The 16,516-nt window shown below is 73.3% G+C and carries 9 protein-coding genes; 7 read left to right on the top strand and 2 right to left on the bottom strand.

All coding sequences use genetic code 11. From position 1 onward, the window contains the following. Positions 1-26 precede the first annotated feature (26 nt). Together ACIBZJ_RS24690 and ACIBZJ_RS24685 are read left to right on the top strand one after the other, a co-directional pair. Positions 27-1,241, top strand: a complete 1,215-nt coding sequence (locus ACIBZJ_RS24690; RefSeq protein ID WP_395933387.1) for a sensor histidine kinase — start codon at positions 27-29, stop codon at positions 1,239-1,241. Further along, positions 1,238-1,888: a response regulator gene (locus ACIBZJ_RS24685; RefSeq protein WP_395933385.1), complete on the top strand. Its 651-nt coding sequence runs from the start codon at positions 1,238-1,240 to the stop codon at positions 1,886-1,888. Before ACIBZJ_RS24690 ends, ACIBZJ_RS24685 begins: the two co-directional genes overlap by 4 nt. A 99-nt stretch (positions 1,889-1,987) precedes the next feature. On the opposite strand, the gene ACIBZJ_RS24680 is transcribed toward ACIBZJ_RS24685, so the two are convergent. Beyond that, positions 1,988-6,784, bottom strand: a complete 4,797-nt coding sequence (locus ACIBZJ_RS24680; RefSeq protein ID WP_395933383.1) for an ATP-dependent helicase — start codon at positions 6,782-6,784, stop codon at positions 1,988-1,990. 723 nt (positions 6,785-7,507) lie between these two features. After that, complete coding sequence (locus ACIBZJ_RS24675; protein ID WP_395933381.1) at positions 7,508-8,752, bottom strand: bifunctional pyridoxamine 5'-phosphate oxidase family protein/GNAT family N-acetyltransferase; 1,245 nt, start codon at positions 8,750-8,752, stop codon at positions 7,508-7,510. 34 nt (positions 8,753-8,786) lie between these two features. On the opposite strand from ACIBZJ_RS24675, the gene ACIBZJ_RS24670 reads away from it, so the two are divergent. The 5 genes from ACIBZJ_RS24670 (at position 8,787) to rny (ending at position 16,494) form a co-directional block, all read left to right on the top strand. Further along, a complete protein-coding gene (locus tag ACIBZJ_RS24670) occupies positions 8,787-10,145 on the top strand; it encodes an aminotransferase class I/II-fold pyridoxal phosphate-dependent enzyme (protein ID WP_395933379.1) in 1,359 nt (452 codons plus the stop codon). 60 nt (positions 10,146-10,205) lie between these two features. Beyond that, the gene (locus ACIBZJ_RS24665) at positions 10,206-10,400 is read left to right on the top strand and encodes a DUF3046 domain-containing protein (protein WP_395933377.1); all 195 of its coding nucleotides are present in this window, start codon (positions 10,206-10,208) and stop codon (positions 10,398-10,400) included. Positions 10,401-10,590: 190 nt separating this feature from the next. Next, positions 10,591-11,637: a recombinase RecA gene (gene recA, locus ACIBZJ_RS24660; protein ID WP_395933375.1), complete on the top strand. Its 1,047-nt coding sequence runs from the start codon at positions 10,591-10,593 to the stop codon at positions 11,635-11,637. Positions 11,638-13,266: 1,629 nt separating this feature from the next. After that, on the top strand, positions 13,267-13,902 hold the full coding sequence (locus tag ACIBZJ_RS24655) for a regulatory protein RecX (protein ID WP_395933373.1): 636 nt from the start codon (positions 13,267-13,269) through the stop codon (positions 13,900-13,902). Positions 13,903-14,724: 822 nt separating this feature from the next. Further along, complete coding sequence (gene rny / locus ACIBZJ_RS24650; protein WP_395934083.1) at positions 14,725-16,494, top strand: ribonuclease Y; 1,770 nt, start codon at positions 14,725-14,727, stop codon at positions 16,492-16,494. Positions 16,495-16,516: the final 22 nt, after the last annotated feature.

Genomic DNA, 16,516 nt, shown 5'->3' with positions numbered 1-16,516 from the left:
CGCGGCCGAGCCGTACCGTTTCCGGTGTGAACCGGCCTTCCCCCCACGTGCGCGCGCTCGCGTACGACCTGGCCGCAGTCGGCCTGGCGATGGTCGTGGCGGTGCTGCTGATGCGGTGGTCGCCGTCGCCGTTGCGCCCGCTCGGCGGCGTCGTGCTGCTGCTTCAGTGCGCGCTCGCGCTGGGGCTGCTGGTGAGGCGGCGGGCACCGGTCGCGGTCGGGTGGCTCGTGGTCGCCGCCACGGCGGCGCTGGCGGTCGGTGAGGCGGTGGCACCCCGGTCACTGGTGTCAGTCGATCCGGCCGGGGACGGCTACCCGTGGCTCCCGGCCGCGGCACCGTTCGCGGCCTACGCGGCCACCGCCTACGGCTTCCGGCGCGGGCTGGCCCCGGCCGGAGTGCTGGCGGTGCTGGCGACGCACTTCTGGGCGCTGCCGGAGGATTCGCCGTGGCTGCTGCAGGGCCTGGTCTTCGCGGGCGGGCCGCCGCTCGTCGGCCTCTACGTCGGCGCCCGCAGGCGGCTGGTGGCGTCCCTGGTCGAGCGCACCGAGCGGGCCGAGCGGGAGCGTCACCTGCTGGCCGAGCAGGCCAGGGCCGAGGAGCGGTCCCGGCTGGCCGCCGAGATGCACGACCTGGTCACGCACCGGGTGAGCCTGATGGTGCTCCAGGCCGGAGCCCTACGGGTCACCGCCGGCTCCGGCGCGACGCGGGCGGCCGCGGACGAGATCCGGGCCACCGGGAGCCAGGCGCTGACCGAGCTCCGCGAGGTGATCGGGTTGTTACGAGGGCCCGCCGAGGCGGGCGCGGGATCAGTGAAGGCGGGCGTGACGTCCGCACCGGCCGGGGCGTTGTCGGTGCTCGGGGAGGCGGCACCGGGGAGTCTGGCCGCCTTGGTGGGAGAGTCGGGCGTACCCGCAACGCTCGTCGAGGACGGGGACGCGGCCGGGGTGCCGGCCGTGGTCGGGCGGACGGCCTACCGGCTGGTCCAGGAGGCGCTCACGAACGTCCGCAAGCACGCGCCGGGCGCGGACGCCACCGTGACGCTCAGCTACCGGCCGGACGGCGTCCGGGTCCGCGTCCGCAACGGGCCGCCGGTGTCGGCGCCCGACGCGGCGCTCACCGGCACCGGCTCGGGCACCGGGCTGCTCGGCCTGCGGGAGCGCGTGGAACTGCTCGACGGCGACCTGACCGCCGGGCCCGCCGCCGACGGTGGGTTCGTGCTCGAAGCCCGGTTACCGGCGTGATCCGGATCCTGGTGGTCGACGACGAGCCGATGGTGTGCGCGCACCTGCGGACGATCCTCGACTCGGCTCCCGATCTCGAGGTCGTCGAGCAGGCCCACGACGGTGCCGCCGCGGTCGAGGCGGTGATCCGGCACCGGCCGGACGTCGTGCTGATGGACCTGCGGATGCCCGGAGTGGACGGTCTGGCGGCGATCGAACGCCTCGGGCGGCTGCCGTCGCCGCCGGTGATCGTGGTGCTGACCACGTTCGACACCGACCACTACGTGACGCGGGCCCTGCGCGCCGGTGCAGCCGGCTTCCTGGTCAAGTCGACGCCGCCGGAAGACCTGATCGGGCTGGTGCGGGTCGCCGCCGACGGCCACACCGTGCTGTCGCCGGTCGCGACCCAGCGGCTGCTGGACGGCGCGGGCACCCGCGAGCGCGCCCGGGCGGTGCTCGAGGGCCTGACCGAGCGCGAAACGCAGGTTCTGGCGTGTCTGGGCAGCGGGATGTCGAACGCCCAGATCGGCGCCCACCTGTTCCTGGCCGAAGCGACTGTGAAGGGCTACGTCTCCCGGCTGATGCTCAAACTCGGCTGCGCCAACCGGACGCAGGCCGGCCTGCTGGCCCAGCAGCTCGGGTGCACGGCCCGCCCAGAGCGACGCTGACAGGCGAGCGCGATTTGCTTGTACGCGGCGGTCTCGCGCTCGACTGCCGGCGCCGCTCTGGGCGGGCTCCAGGTCAGAGCCTGCGCCTTTCGGCGTGCCTCAGGCGCGGAGGCGGAGTCCTCGGGGGGTCGGGCGGAAACCGGCGGCTTCCAGGGCTTCGGCCAGCGGGCTGCCGCCGACGTGGGTGCCGTCGGCGCGCTCGACCGCCATGCTGCCGAGCCAACCGGCCCGGACCGCGTCGCCGAGGGCACTGGCGGCCAGGGCCAGCACCGCCGGGTCGTCGTGGTAGGACAGCAGCGTCTTCCCGCCTCGCTCGACGTAGAGCACGAGTGCGCCGTCGACCAGCACGACGACCGCGCCGGCCTTCCGCCCCGCCTGGTGCCCGCGCCCGCGGCCCTTGGCCGCGAGCCCGTCCGCCGCCCGGCCCGCCACCGCGCTGCCGGTCGTGGTGCCGGCCGGGACGCCGGGTGCGGCGCCGGTCGGGGCGTCGAGGTCGGTGCCGTCGTCGGCCGCGGCGCCTCGGCCGGGCCACCCGAGCGCCGCGCCGTACGGGTTCGCCGGGTCGGTCGCGGCCAGCACCACGGCCTGCGGCGCCCGCTCGTCGGCGTCGAGTTCGGCCGCGACCGCCCGCAACCGCTCCACCGCGCCGGGCTCGGCGAACTGCGCCCCGCCCAGCCCTTCGACGAAGTAGCCGCGCCGCACCCGCCCGGTGTCTTCGGCCGCACCGAGCACCCGGTACAGCCCACCGAACCCGCCGGGCAGCCGCTCGGGCCCCACGGTGCCGCGCACGACGACCCCGTAGCGGTCGAGCATGACCTCCGCCGCCGCGTGCGTCCGCCGCGTCGGATCCAGCTCGCGTTCTCCCACCAGCGACCACCGCCCGGCCATGCTCGGCGGCCCCGTCCGGCTCGGCATCGTCGGACGGGCCGGGCGCACCCCACCGGTCAGCCCGCTGAGGCCGCCGCGCCCCGGGCGGCGCAGGCGTGACGCCGGGGCCGCGCGCCGCACCGGGTGGCGGGTCTTGCCACCGGTCTGCAGCGCCCGCAGCGGCGCCAGCGTGTCGTTCGTGACCAGGCCGGCCCACACCAGATCCCACACCGCCCCGGCCAGCTCCGCGTCGTCCGTCGTTCCGGCCGCGGCGCCCACCGCGTCGGACAGGTTCCGGAAGAACAGCGCGCGCCCGCCGTCGAGCGCCTTGAGCACCGACTCGTGCAACGGTGTCGCGCTGTACTCGGCGGGCGGCGGAAGCAGCAGCGGAGCCGCGTCCGCGTACGCGAGCGTCACCCACCCGTCGTTGCCCGGCAACGACCCGGCACCGCTCCAGACCACTTCACCGGCCGCGCACAGCTCGTCGAGCAACGCCGGCGAGTAGCCGGGCACCCGCGACGCCAGCACGAGCTGCTCCAGCGCCGACGCCGGTACCGCGAGCCCCTGCAACTGCTCGACCGCCCGCAGCACCGCGTCGGCGGCGGCGAGCCGGGGCCCGGCCGGACGCTTGCCCCGGGGAGCCTCCCGGGCCGCACTCACCTGCTGCCAGCGGGCCAGGAACGTCGCGTAGGCCTCGGCCCCGACCGGCTCGACCTCCTTGCGGAGCGCGGCCAGCGACCGGCGGCGCAGCGTCCGCAGCACCTCGGCATCGCACCATTCGGTACCGGCGCCGTCCGGCCGGAACTCGCCCGACGTCACCCGTCGCGACGCCGAAAGCCGTTGCAGGGCCCCGTGCACGACCGCGACGCCCAGCCCGAAGCGCTCGGCGCACTCAGCCGCCCGGAACGGGCCGTGCGTCCGGGCGTACCGGCTGACCAGGTCGCCGAGCGGGTCGCGCACCGGCTCGGTGAACGCCTCGGGTACGCCCACCGGCAACGCGACGCCGAGCGCGTCCCGCACCCGGCCGGCGTCTTCGATCGCGAGCCAGCGTTCCTCGCCCGCGATGCGCACCCGGATGACCCGCCGGGCCGCTTCCAGTTCGGCGAGCCACTCGGCGGTGCCACCCCGTTCGAGCGCCTCGGCGGTCGTCAGCCCGCCCAGGACGCGGAGCAGGTCGGCGGTGGAATCGAGGTCGTACGCATGCCGCTCGTCGGTGAGCCGCTGCAGCTGACGCTCGGTCTCGGTGATGACCGCCGGATCGAGCAGTTCGCGCAGCTCCGCCCGCCCGAGCAGCTCCGAGAGCAGCGACGAGTCGAGCGCGAGCGCCTGCGCGCGGCGCTCGGCCAGCGGAGCGTCCCCCTCGTAGAGGAAGGCCCCGACGTACCCGAACAGGAGCGAACGGGCGAACGGCGAGGGAGCCGGGGTCTCGACCTCGACCACCCGCAACGTCCGCGACTGCAGGTCACGGGTGAGCCCGACGAGCCCGGGGACGTCGAACACGTCCTGCAGACACTCCCGCATCGTTTCCAGGACGATCGGGAACGACCCGAACTCGGACGCGACGCCGAGCAGCTGAGCGGCGCGCTGACGCTGCTGCCACAGCGGCGTGCGCCGCCCGGGGTTCCGGCGGGGCAGCAGCAGCGCCCTGGCCGCGCACTCGCGGAACCGGGCCGCGAACAGCGCCGACCCGCCGACCTCGTCGGTGACCAGCGGCTCGATCTCGTCCGGCTCGAACAGCGCGAGCTCGGCCGTCGGCGTCGCCAGATCACCGGTGACGTCGGGCAGCCGGAGCACGATGCCGTCGTCGGAGTGCAGCGCCTGGACGTCGAGCCCGGTGCGTTCGCGCAGCCGGGCCGCGATCGCCAGCGCCCACGGGCCGTTGACCGGCGTCCCGAACAGCGAGTGCACGACGACCCGCCAGTCTCCGAGCTCGTCGCGGAACCGCTCGACGAGGATCGTCCGGTCGTCGGGGAGCCGCCCGGTCGCCGCCCGCTGCTCGTCGAGGTACGCGAACAGGTTCGTGACCGCCCGCTCGTCCAGCCCGGCGGCCGCCGCACGGGCGGACCGGGCTTCTTCGTCGAGGCCGGAGAGCTCACGGAGGAACCCGCCGATCGCGCGGCCCAGCTCGACCGGCCGGCCCGCGGTGTCGCCCTTCCAGAACGGCATCCGCGCCGGCTGGCCCGGCGCGGGCGTGACCAGCACCCGGTCGTGCGTGATCTCCTCGATCCGCCAGGACGTCGAGCCGAGCAGGAACACGTCGCCGACGCGGGACTCGTAGACCATCTCCTCGTCGAGCTCACCGACCCGGCGCCCGGGCTCACCCGGCTGCCCGACGATGAACACGCCGAACAGGCCGCGGTCGGGGATCGTGCCGCCGCTGGTGACGACGAGCCGGTGCGCGCCGGGCCGGGCGGTGAGCACGCCGGTCACGCGGTCCCACACCAGGCGCGGACGCAGCTCGGCGAAGTCGTCGGACGGATAGCGCCCGGCCAGCATGTCGAGCACCGACTCCAGCGCGGAGTCGGGCAGCTCGGCGTAGGGCGCGGCCCGGCGGACCAGCGCCACCAGGTCTTCCACCGTCCAGGGCTCCATCGAGACCATCGCGACGACCTGCTGGGCCAGCACGTCGAGCGGGTTGCGCGGGTAGCGCATCGACTCGATGCTGCCCGAGGCCATCCGTTCGGCGACGACCGCGCACGAGACCAGGTCGCCCCGGTGCTTCGGGAACACGACGCCCCGGGACGCGGCCCCGACCTGGTGCCCGGCCCGCCCGATGCGCTGGAGCCCGGACGCGACCGACGGCGGCGCCTCGACCTGGACGACGAGGTCGACCGCGCCCATGTCGATGCCGAGCTCGAGGCTCGACGTGGCCACGACGGCGGGCAGCCGCCCGGCCTTCAGGTCTTCCTCGATGTCTCGCCGTTCCTCCCGGGACACCGACCCGTGGTGCGCCCGGGCCACGAGGGGCGCCGCACCGGCCGCCGCACCGGCCTGAGCCATCACCTCGGCCGGCGCCCGCGCGGCCCGGTCGCCCCCGCCCGGCCCACCGGACACCTCGTCGGCCCGCTCTTCCGCGAGCTCGTTCAGATGCGCGCACAGTCGTTCGGCCAGCCGCCGCGAGTTCGCGAACACGATCGTCGACCGGTGCGCCCCCACCAGATCGAGCACTCGCTCCTCCACCGCGGGCCAGATCGAGTTGCGCCGCGGTGCCCCGAGCGCGTTCCCGTCTACCTCACCGGACGGCTCGCCGAGCTGCGACATGTCGTCGACCGGCACCTCGACCGTGAGCTCGACCTGCTTCGACGAGGGCGGCTGGACGATCGTCACCGGCCGGGCGCCGCCCAGGAACCGGGCGACCTCTTCCACCGGACGCACGGTCGCCGACAGCCCCACCCGCTGGGCCGGCGTTTCGAGCAACTCGTCGAGCCGCTCCAGGCACAGCGCCAGGTGCGCGCCGCGCTTGGTGCCGCACACCGCGTGCACCTCGTCGACGATCACCGTCTCGACGCCCTTCAGCGCCTCTCGCGCCTGTGACGTGAGCAGCAGGAACAGCGACTCGGGCGTAGTGATCAGGATGTCGGACGGGGCCCGGGTGAACGCCCGCCGGTCGACCGCCGGAGTGTCGCCGGTACGCATCGCGACCGTGATGTCGGGCGGCGTCTGACCCAGCCGCTGGGCCGCCTGCCGGATGCCCGCCAGCGGCGCACGCAGGTTGCGCTCGACGTCTGCCGCGAGTGCTTTGAGGGGGCTGACGTAGAGCACCCGGCAACGGCGGGCCGGATCGGCCGACAGGCCCTCACGACTCAGCCGGTCGAGCGCGGAGAGGAAGGCGGCGAGCGTCTTGCCGGACCCGGTCGGTGCGACGACCAGCACGTCTTCGCGCCGGGCGATGGCCGACCAGGCCCCGAGCTGCGCCGCGGTCGCGTCTGCGAACGCGGACCGGAACCACGCACGAGCCGGTTCGCCGAACGCCTCGACCGGGTCGGCACCCGGGAACGCCCAACGCGATTCTTCGCCTCTACCTACCACGCCACCATCGTGCCTCGACCCACCGACAGAAACGGAAAGGCGAACCGATCAAGATCCACCCTGGGGTCGACGCACACGAGTTCAACTCACCGTTACGGTCTTAACACGCTGAGCGTTCGAACGGCGGGGGGTCGGTCGGACGGAAGCGTGAAAACCGGGCGAAAGGGCGGTACGGAGTGTTATCCACCGCGCGTGTCTTGAGCCGGACCCACCTCCGGCTCAGGTGACGCCTACCTGATTGGCCCGGCCGGATTGAAACCCGGCAGGGTGACCTGCCGGGAACGGACCGGTTCGACCGGCCCGTACACGGCACGAGGAAACCACCGCGGGGACGCGGTGATCGGTCGGCAACTGCTGACGGTGCGTACGCCGCCCTGATTCAGGGCCGCGCGGTGAGATCGGTGAGCTGGTCGGATGGGGGTCCGGCTGGTACGACGGCGCTGATCGGACCGGGAGCATCGCTCCGGCTGCTCCATCCTCCCGCGGAGAGGGGACGCAGGGGGACCGGACGCCGGGCTCTGCCGCCTTCGGGCGGCAGGGGTCAGTGGGAAGCACGGCCGTCCAGCGGCTGGGCGGCGGAATCGAGGGGGTTCCGTCGTCCAGCCGCGCCATAAAGCAATAGGGAGCAGCCGCCGGCTGGTGTGTGGGGCACACGACCGACGGAAGGGCGCTCCCCGAGGGCGGTGGCACCAGGGAAACTCCCGTCTCCCGGTGCCGCCGCCCTTACGCGTGCAGCCGCGCCCGCAACCGGTCCCGGTTCGCCGGCCACTCCTCGCTGGTCATTCCGTAGACCACCGTGTCGCGCCAGGATCCGTCCCGGCGGCGCTTGTCCCGCCGCAGCACGCCCTCGCGGACCGCGCCGAGCCGCTCGATCGCGGCCTGCGACCGGAGGTTCCGGTTGTCGGTGTGCCAGGTGACCCGTTCGGCACCGAGCGTGCCGAACGCGTGGTCCAGCAGCAGCAGCTTCGACTCGGTGTTGACGCCGCTGCGCCACCACGGCCGGCCCAGGAACGTGTAGCCGATCGCCAGCGACGGCCGCTCCGGCGCGATGTCGTAGTAGGAGGTACTGCCGATCGCCTGCCCGGTGCGCACGTCGATCTGCGCGAACGGCACCCGGATCCCGCGCTGCGCGTCGGCCCGCGCGACCTCCACCAGCCTCGTCATCGCCTCGACCGTCGAGGGCACCGGGTGCGGGAGGTGTTCGTACACTTCCGGCTCACCGGCGTTCGCGACCAGGTCGTCGATGTGCTCCCGCCCCAGCGGCTCGAGGCGCACGAGCGTCCCCCGCAGGGTGGGAGGCCGGTACCAGGGCGTACGCGGGCCGGACCCGCGGGCGTAGGTCTTGAGGTAGGCCGGGACCGGCCGTTCGCCGAGGTCGGCGGAGGCGACCGGCGCGTCGGCGACGGTCCGCAGCGGGAGGAACCCGGCCCAGTGGGGGAGCGTGTCGTCTCCGGGCTCCTCGTCGACGACCGCGCCGGGGACGAGCCGGTCGCCGATCTTGGCCGAGGCCTCGTCGAGGCCGATCGCGAGCACCGCGGTCGCGGCCAGTTCCTTTTGGCTCGGCGGACGGCAGTCGGCGGCCCGGCCCGGGGCAGTGTGGTCGAGCAGCGCGTCGAGCACCTTGGCCTTCTCGGCCGGGTCGGTGACCGTGCGGGCCAGGCCGTGCACCACCACCGACCGGTAGTCGACCGAGTGGTTGAAACCGGACCGTGCGAACACCAGCCCGTCGAGCAGTGTGACCGTCACGCAGACCGGCGCCGGGGCCTCCCGCAGCGGGCGGCTGCCGGTGGATCCGTGCACGTAGAGCGTGTCGCCGACCCGGACGTGCAGCGTCGGGATCACCCTCGGTGCTCCGTCGATGACGATCCCGAGGTGCGCGACCAGCCCTTCGTCGAGGATCGCGTCGATCGTCGGACGGTCGTAGCGGGCCCGGTCGGCGTAGCGGGTGGGAACGATCCTGCTCGTCATGCTGGCCTCTTTGTTCTGGTACAAAGTTAGGTTTGTGTCGACACAATATCGGATCACCGGCTCCGGAGCTTCTGAGATTGCCGCCGCGGTCGAGCGGGGGATCCGCGACGGGGTGCTGGCTCCCGGTGGTGCGCTCCCGCCGGTGCGACGGCTGGCCGCCGACCTGGGACTCGCTGTGGCGACGGTGGCGGCCGCCTACGCCGACCTGCGCCGGCGCGGCCTGGTGGAGACCGGAGGACGGCGAGGGACCCGCGTCCGCCCGCGTCCGGCGACCGCACCGCTCCGCACGGATTCCCTGACCATTCCTCCCGGTGCGCTCGACCTCTCCTCCGGAGAACCGGACCTGACCCTGCTCCCGCCCCTGGGACCGGTGCTGACGCGCCTCGACCCGCCCTCCGTCGGCTATGCGGACGATGCGGTGCTGCCGTCCGTGCGCAGGCTCGCCGCGGGCCGGCTGGCTGCCGACGGAGTGCCGACCGAGGCCCTGACGCTGTGCGCCGGGGCGGCCGACGCGATCGAGCGGTGCCTGGCGACCCGCGTCCGTCCGGGGGATCGGGTCGCGGTCGAGTCGCCGGCCTGGGGGAACCTGCTCGATCTGCTGGCCGTGCTGGGCGTCGAGCTGGTCGGCATGGAGGTCGACGACTTCGGCCCGTTGCCGTCGGCGGTCGAGGCGGCGCTGGACCGCGGGGTGAGCGCGATGATCGTGACCAGCCGGGCCCACAACCCGACCGGCGCGTCGGTGAGCCCGGAGCGGGCGGCCACGTTGCGGGCGCTGCTGGCCGGGCGCGACCTGATGGTGATCGAGGACGACCACGCGGCCGAGCTGGCCGGGGTGCCGCTGGCGCCGCTCGCCGGGTGCGTGGCGTCCTGGGCGCACGTCCGGTCGTTGAGCAAGCCCTACGGGCCCGACCTGCGGTGCGCGCTGCTCGCCGGTGATCCGGTGACCGTCGCGCGGGTCGACGGCCGCCGCCGGCTGGGGCCGGGCTGGGTCAGTGGGCTGACCCAGCGGGTGGTGGCCTCGCTCTGGCAGAGCACCGAAGTGGACGCTCTGGTGGCGCGCGCCGCGGTGTCGTACGACGCCCGGCGAGGGGCGCTGCTGGGGGCGTTGCGGGAGCGGGGGGTGGACGCTCGGGGCCGGACCGGCCTCAACGTGTGGGTTCCGGTGGCCGACGAGACCGCGGCGGTGACCGTACTGAGGGACGCCGGGATCGTCGTGATGCCGGGGTCCCGGTATCGGGTACCGGGGGTTGCCCGCGCCGGCGGCGGATCGTCGTCGACGGCGGGACCGGCGATCCGGGTGACGACGAGCACGCTGCCGGTCGAGGACGCGGCGGGCGTCGCGACCGCCGTGGCGGCCGCCGCGGCCACCCACCAACCCGCCCCGCGCGCGTGAGGCTCTCGGCCTGCGTGCGGCCGGGGCGGGTGCGCGAAGGGAGCAGGTAGCCTGGCCGCCGTGCGTCTCACCGAATTCTGGCAACGGATGGACTCCGCCTTCGGGCGTGGCTACTCCCGGTCGATCGCGACCGACCAGGTCCTCTCGACGCTCGGCGGCCGGACCGTGGAGCAGGCCCTGGCCCAGGGCGAGGACGCCAAAGCGGTCTGGCGTGCGGTGCACGCCGCCTTCGAGCTCCCCGCTACGCAGCGTTGATCTTTCCGACACGCCTGGGAGCGGTGTTGCGCGATCGAACATAAGTTCGGTTAACATGGCCACACGCGCATCGTGGTCGACGTCCGAACCGGGGTATCCACAGATCCGAGTCGGATCAGAAAACTGTCGGACCCAGGCTCTAGCGTCAGCCGCGATGAAAACTTCCCGACGACTTCCCAAGGCGGCAGCCATGCCAGCAGCACCTGACCGCGACAAGGCGCTCGAGGTAGCACTCGCCCAGATCGACAAGCAGTTCGGCAAGGGCTCGATCATGCGCCTCGGCGACGACGATCGCCCGCCGATCTCGTCGATCCCCAGCGGCTCGATCGCCCTCGACGTGGCGCTCGGCATCGGCGGTCTGCCGCGCGGTCGTGTAGTCGAGATCTACGGGCCGGAGTCCTCCGGTAAGACCACCGTCGCCCTGCACGCGGTCGCGAACGCGCAGGCCGCCGGCGGTATCGCCGCGTTCATCGACGCCGAGCACGCGCTCGACCCGGTGTACGCCAAGGCCCTCGGCGTCGACACCGACGCGCTCCTGGTGTCCCAGCCCGACACCGGTGAGCAGGCGCTCGAGATCGCCGACATGCTGGTCCGCTCCGGCGCCATCGACATCGTCGTGATCGACTCGGTGGCCGCGCTCGTGCCCCGCGCCGAGATCGAGGGCGAGATGGGTGACAGCCACGTCGGCCTCCAGGCCCGGCTGATGAGCCAGGCGCTGCGGAAGATGACCGGCGCGCTGAGCAACTCCGGCACGACCGCGATCTTCATCAACCAGCTGCGCGAGAAGATCGGCGTCATGTTCGGCTCGCCCGAGACCACGACCGGTGGCAAGGCGCTGAAGTTCTACGCCTCGGTCCGGCTCGACGTCCGGCGCATCGAGACGCTCAAGGACGGTTCCGACGCGGTCGGCAACCGCACCCGCGTCAAGGTCGTCAAGAACAAGGTCGCGCCGCCGTTCAAGCAGGCCGAGTTCGACATCGTCTACGGCCAGGGCATCAGCCGCGAGGGCTCGCTCATCGACGTGGGCGTCGAGCAGGCGCTGATCCGGAAGTCCGGAGCCTGGTACACGTACGAGGGTGACCAGCTCGGTCAGGGCAAGGAAAACGTCCGCAAGTTCCTGGTCGACAACCCCGATCTCGCCGACGAGATCGAGAAGAAGATCAAGGAGAAGCTCGGCATCGGCGCCATCCCCGCCGTAGACGTCAACGGCGTCGCGCCGGCCCCGGTCGACTTCTGACCCCGGCTGACGGGGCGCCGAACACCCCACCTCACGCCGAGCGCCCGTCGGCCGCGCCCGGCGCCGGCCCCGATGGTGGGGCTGGTGGCTTCGGCGGTGTGGTCGGTGGGTTCGGTGGTGGGGCTAGTGGCTCCGGTGGTGGGGCTAGTGGCTCCGGTGGTGGGGCTAGTGGCTCCGGTGGTGGGGCTGGTGGCTCCGGTGGTGGGGCTGGTGGCTTCGGCGGTGTGGTCGGTGGGTTCGGTGGTGGGGCCGGCAGGCCTCGGTGGTTGGCTGGCGTATCTGATCCGGTGCCCGACGGCGATGGCCCGGTCGGCTGTTCTGCGCGGTTGGCTGGCGGGCCTGGGTGGTTGGCCGGCGGATCCGATGCGGGGTTCGCCTGCCCGAGCGGCGGGTCTGCTGCGGGGCCGGGGTGTTTGGCCGGCGGCTCCGGGCGTGCGGTCGGCAGCGTCGGTGGCGGTTCTGAGCGGGTGGCCGGTGGGGCGGTCGTTCTGGTAACGGTCGTCCGGGGTCGCTTCCCATCTCTTTTGGATCGAATCCGCGGTCCGGGGCGTTGGCTGATCGGCCCGGTGCTGAGTCCGAGCGTGTCGCTGGAGTCTTCCGAGCAGGGCCTGAGCGCGCCGTCGCGCCCGGTGCTGAGCCCGAGCGTTTCCCCGGCGCGTCGAGTGACGGGGTCCAAGCGTGTTGCCGGCGCGTCCGGGCGGCTGCCCGACGCTGATCCTTGTGCCGTTGGATGAGGCGCCTGGTGCTGAGTCGGATCGTTTCTCTGGTGCGTTCGGCGCGGTGTCTGTGGATGTCGCTGGCGCGCCGCGCTGAGCCTGTGCAGTTGGCCGGGGCGTGCGGTGCCGAGTCCGAGCGTTTCGGCGGCACACTCGACGTCGAGCCCGGGACCGTCGCCGTCGCGTCCGGCGACGGTTTGAGCGATTGGTCGGAGCGTCCGATGCTGAGCCCGAGGGGGTCGTCTGCGTGTCCGGTGTAGATCCCGACCAGGTCGCCGTCGCGCCCAGCGTGGAGCGCGGGCAGCTCTCCGCCCCACCCGATGCGGCACCGGAGCGCGTCGCCGGCGCGCGTGGCGCTGGGCCCGTGCCCGCGGCCAGTGATGCGGAAACCGGGCCGGATGCCGGACGCGCGGCCGGTGAGGGCGCGGCTAACACGCGCGCTGGTGCCGCAGACCGGGCGGCGTTGGCTCGGGCGGTGTTGGAGGAGGCAGAGCGCGTCGCGCGGTCGCGGACCGCATCCGGCGGTGCGGCTGCCGCTGAGGCGAGCGGCGCACGCACCCGGCGGCGCTCGAACGGCGATCCGGCGAGCCGCACCGACGCTCGGCGCTCCGGGGATTCGGAGGGCGCTGGGCGTTCCGAGGGCTCTGGGCGTTCCGAGGGGCCTGGGCGTTCCGAGGGCCCTGCGCGTTCTGGGGGCTCCGGGCGTTCCGACGGCTCCGGGCGTTTTGAGGGCTCCGGGTATTCCAGCCGTCCCGCAGGCTCTGGGCGTCCTGACGGCTCTGGGGGTTCTGAGGGTTCTGCGCATACCGAGGGCTCTGGGCGTTCCGGGCGTGGTGGGGCGTGGCGCTCGGGGCGCAGCGACTCGGAGGAGTCCGACCGTCCCTCTCGTCGGGGGCGAGGGCGTGGGCGCGGCGTGTCGGGGAGTGGGAATCGGGAGCGCAGCGGGGAATCCGAAGCGGCTTCCGGGTGGACGGACGGTGACGACCTCGACAGTGCCGGGGTCTCCGGGACCGACGACGACTCGGGCTCGGTCGCCGATCCGGAACAGGCGGCCCGGACGATCTGCCTGCGGCTCCTCACGACCCGTCCCCGCACCCGCACCGAACTCGCGACCGCGCTGGCCAAGCGCGACATCCCGGCCGAGGCCGCCGACGCCGTGCTCGACCGCTTCAGCGAGGTCGGCCTCATCGACGACGTCGCGTTCGCCCGGGCGTGGGTCGAGACCCGGCATCGGGGCCGGGGCCTCGGGCGGAGCGTGCTAGCCGGTGAGCTGCGCAAAAAGGGCGTCGATCGCGAGATCGTCCAGGACGCCCTCGACCAGATCGAGCCCGGCGACGACCTCGACGCCGCCCGTCGACTGGTCGAGAAGAAACTCGCTGCGACCCGCGGCCAGCCCGCCGACAAACGTGCACGCCGGCTCGTCGGCCTGCTCGCCCGCCGGGGCCACCCGGCCGGAGTCGCGTATCGGGTGGTGCGGGAGGCCCTCGCCGCAGAGGGGGCGGACCCCGACCTGGCCGGCGTCCCCGACCCGACGCTCACCGACGACTAGTCGCTGACCTGCGGTTCGATCGTCGGCCGGGGCGTCCGGATGGTTACTATCCGTGTCCGGGCATTGACCTCGGGTCGAACGTGAGCCTCGGATCCGTTCCTTGACCGGTCGGTAACCTCCACATAGCCTCACGGGTACTGAGATCGAGCCTGTGTACGTGACATCTGCTGATACGCACCCGCAATACCTATAGCTCCGCGTAGCGCGCCTTTGTGTGGATAGTCCGTCGGTGCCTGCCGCCTTCGCGGGCGGTATGTGCGGTCGGCGTCGGTGGCGACGACGTGGTGCGCTCCCGTCGCGTGCGGGCTCCTGTCGCTTGCTGGGCTTCTCTCGCGTGCCTCGGCACGAGTACGGCCCGGCTTCCGGACGACTCTGTTCCGTGGCGCCGCGTGCCGGGGACGAGGAGGAGCCATGGGCTTGCCGGGAGCCGCGCTGGTCGGTCTCGTCGTGGTCGTCCTGCTGGTAGCGCTCATGGTCGCCGTGGTGACGGCGTTCGTGGTGCTCCGTCTCCTGGTGCCGAAACTCCGGCTCTCGGAAGCCTCACCGCCGGCCCTGGCCGACCTTGGACGGCATAGCGCGCGCCCGAGCCCGGGCTCCGCGCCCGCCCCGCCTGCGCAACGAGCACTCACCACCGTCCCCGCGACGACCCGTGACGCCGGATCACCCGAAGCCACCGCCGCCATGCCAACGCTCACCGCACACTCGCCCGCCGTTGCCTCGCCCGCCGTTGCCTCGTCCGGCAGTGCTTCGGCCGCTAGTTCCTCGCCCGGCGGTGGTTCGTCTGGTGGGGCTCGCGCGGCTACTTCCCCGCTCGGGGGTGGCTTGGCCGGCGACGAGGGGGTCGGCCGCGTCCCGCCCGGCGCGGAAGCCGACGAAGGCGCCCGTGGCGTGGACTCGATCGGCGGTGCCTCGCCCGGCTCCTCGCCCGGCTCCTCGCCCGCTGCGGGCGCCGGTATTCAAGCAGACGGCGGCCTTGCGAGCGCGGATTCGACCACACCCGACGGCGGTTCCGGGCCGGCGTCCGGACCTGGAGTGAGCGGAAACCGGACCGCGGCGCCCGCCGTGCACGTGGTGGTGCCTCGGCAGGCCGCGGACGCGTTCGATCCGCAGGGGACGGAGACGGCTCGGAGCCAGGCCGACCGGGTGGTCGAGGCCGCGCAGGAGGAAGCGACCGAGATCGTCGCGCGGGCCCGGCGCCGGGCCGAGCGCGAGGCCGAAGACCTCCTCGCGGACGCCCGTCGCGCCGCGGAGCGGGAGGTGGCGAGCCTGCGCGCCGAGGTCACCGCGCGCCGCGACGAAGCCCAGCGCCGGGAGACGCGGGTGACCGAGCGCGAGGAGCGCGCGACCCGGTCGGAGGGACGCCTGGCCGAGCGCGAGACCGAACTCACGGCGCTCGCCGACGACCTGGCGACCCAGCAGGAGTCTCTGGTCGGCAAGGCCGACGAACACCGCGTCGAACTCGAACGGATCGCCGGACTCTCCGCCGACTCCGCGAAGACCCAGCTCATCAAGGAAGTCGAGACCCAGGCCAAACGGGAAGCCGCGATCCTGGTCCGCGACATCGAGGCCGAGGCCCGCGCGAAGGGCGAGGAACGCGCCAAGCGTATCGTGGTCGACGCGATCCAGCGGGTGGCCAGCGAACAGACCGCCGAATCCGTCGTCAGTGTGCTGCACCTTCCCGGCGACGACATGAAGGGGCGGATCATCGGTCGCGAAGGCCGGAACATCCGCACGTTCGAATCGGTCACCGGTGTCAACCTGATCATCGACGACACCCCGGAAGCGGTTCTGCTCTCCTGCTTCGACCCGGTCCGCCGCGAAGTCGGCCGCCTGACGCTCGAGAAACTCGTGCTCGACGGCCGGATCCACCCGCAACGGATCGAAGAGGTCTACGAGCGGGCCCGCGAGCAGGTCGAGGAGCTCTGCGTGCGGGCCGGCGAGGACGCGCTGGTCCAGGTCGGGATCGCCGACATGCACCCGGAACTGATCGCGACGCTCGGCCGGCTCCGGTACCGCACCAGCTACGGCCAGAACGTGCTGAAGCACCTGATCGAGACCGCGCACATCGCGTCGCACATGGCCGCGGAATTGAGAATCGACGTCGAGCTGGTCAAACGGTCGGCGTTCTTGCACGACATCGGCAAGGCGCTGACCCACGAGGTCGAGGGCAGCCACGCGCTGATCGGCGCCGACCTGGCCCGCCGCTACGGCGAGCGGGACGAGGTCGTGCACGCGATCGAGGCGCACCACGACGAGGTGGCACCGCGGACGCTCGAGGCCGTGCTGACGCAGGCGTCCGACTCCTGTTCCGGGGGACGCCCGGGCGCGCGGCGGGAGAGCCTCGAGACGTACGTGAAGCGCCTGGAGCGGATCGAGGAGATCGCGTCCGCGATGCCGGGTGTCGAGAAGGTCTTCGCCATGCAGGCCGGTCGCGAGGTGCGGGTGATGGTCGCGCCCGAGCAGATCGACGACCTGGCCGCCCAGATCCTGGCGCGGGACGTCGCCAAACAGATCGAGGACGAGCTGACCTACCCGGGCCAGATCCGCATCACCGTGGTCCGAGAATCCCGAGCCACGGGAATCGCCCACTAGCCCCGCGGAACCCCGCCGACCC

Origin of the sequence: Cryptosporangium sp. NPDC051539 (assembly GCF_044454545.1) — a bacterium.
Classification (GTDB): Bacteria; Actinomycetota; Actinomycetes; order Mycobacteriales; family Cryptosporangiaceae; genus Cryptosporangium.
Note: the sequence above shows the minus strand (reverse complement) of the source record. Positions and strands in the feature narration are given on the sequence as shown.

Coding starts and splice junctions, on each gene's coding strand:
- recA (WP_395933375.1), top strand. CDS start 10,591: ATGCCAGCAGCACCTGACCGCGACAAGGCGCTCGAGGTAGCACTCGCC.
- ACIBZJ_RS24675 (WP_395933381.1), bottom strand. CDS start 8,752: ATGACGAGCAGGATCGTTCCCACCCGCTACGCCGACCGGGCCCGCTAC.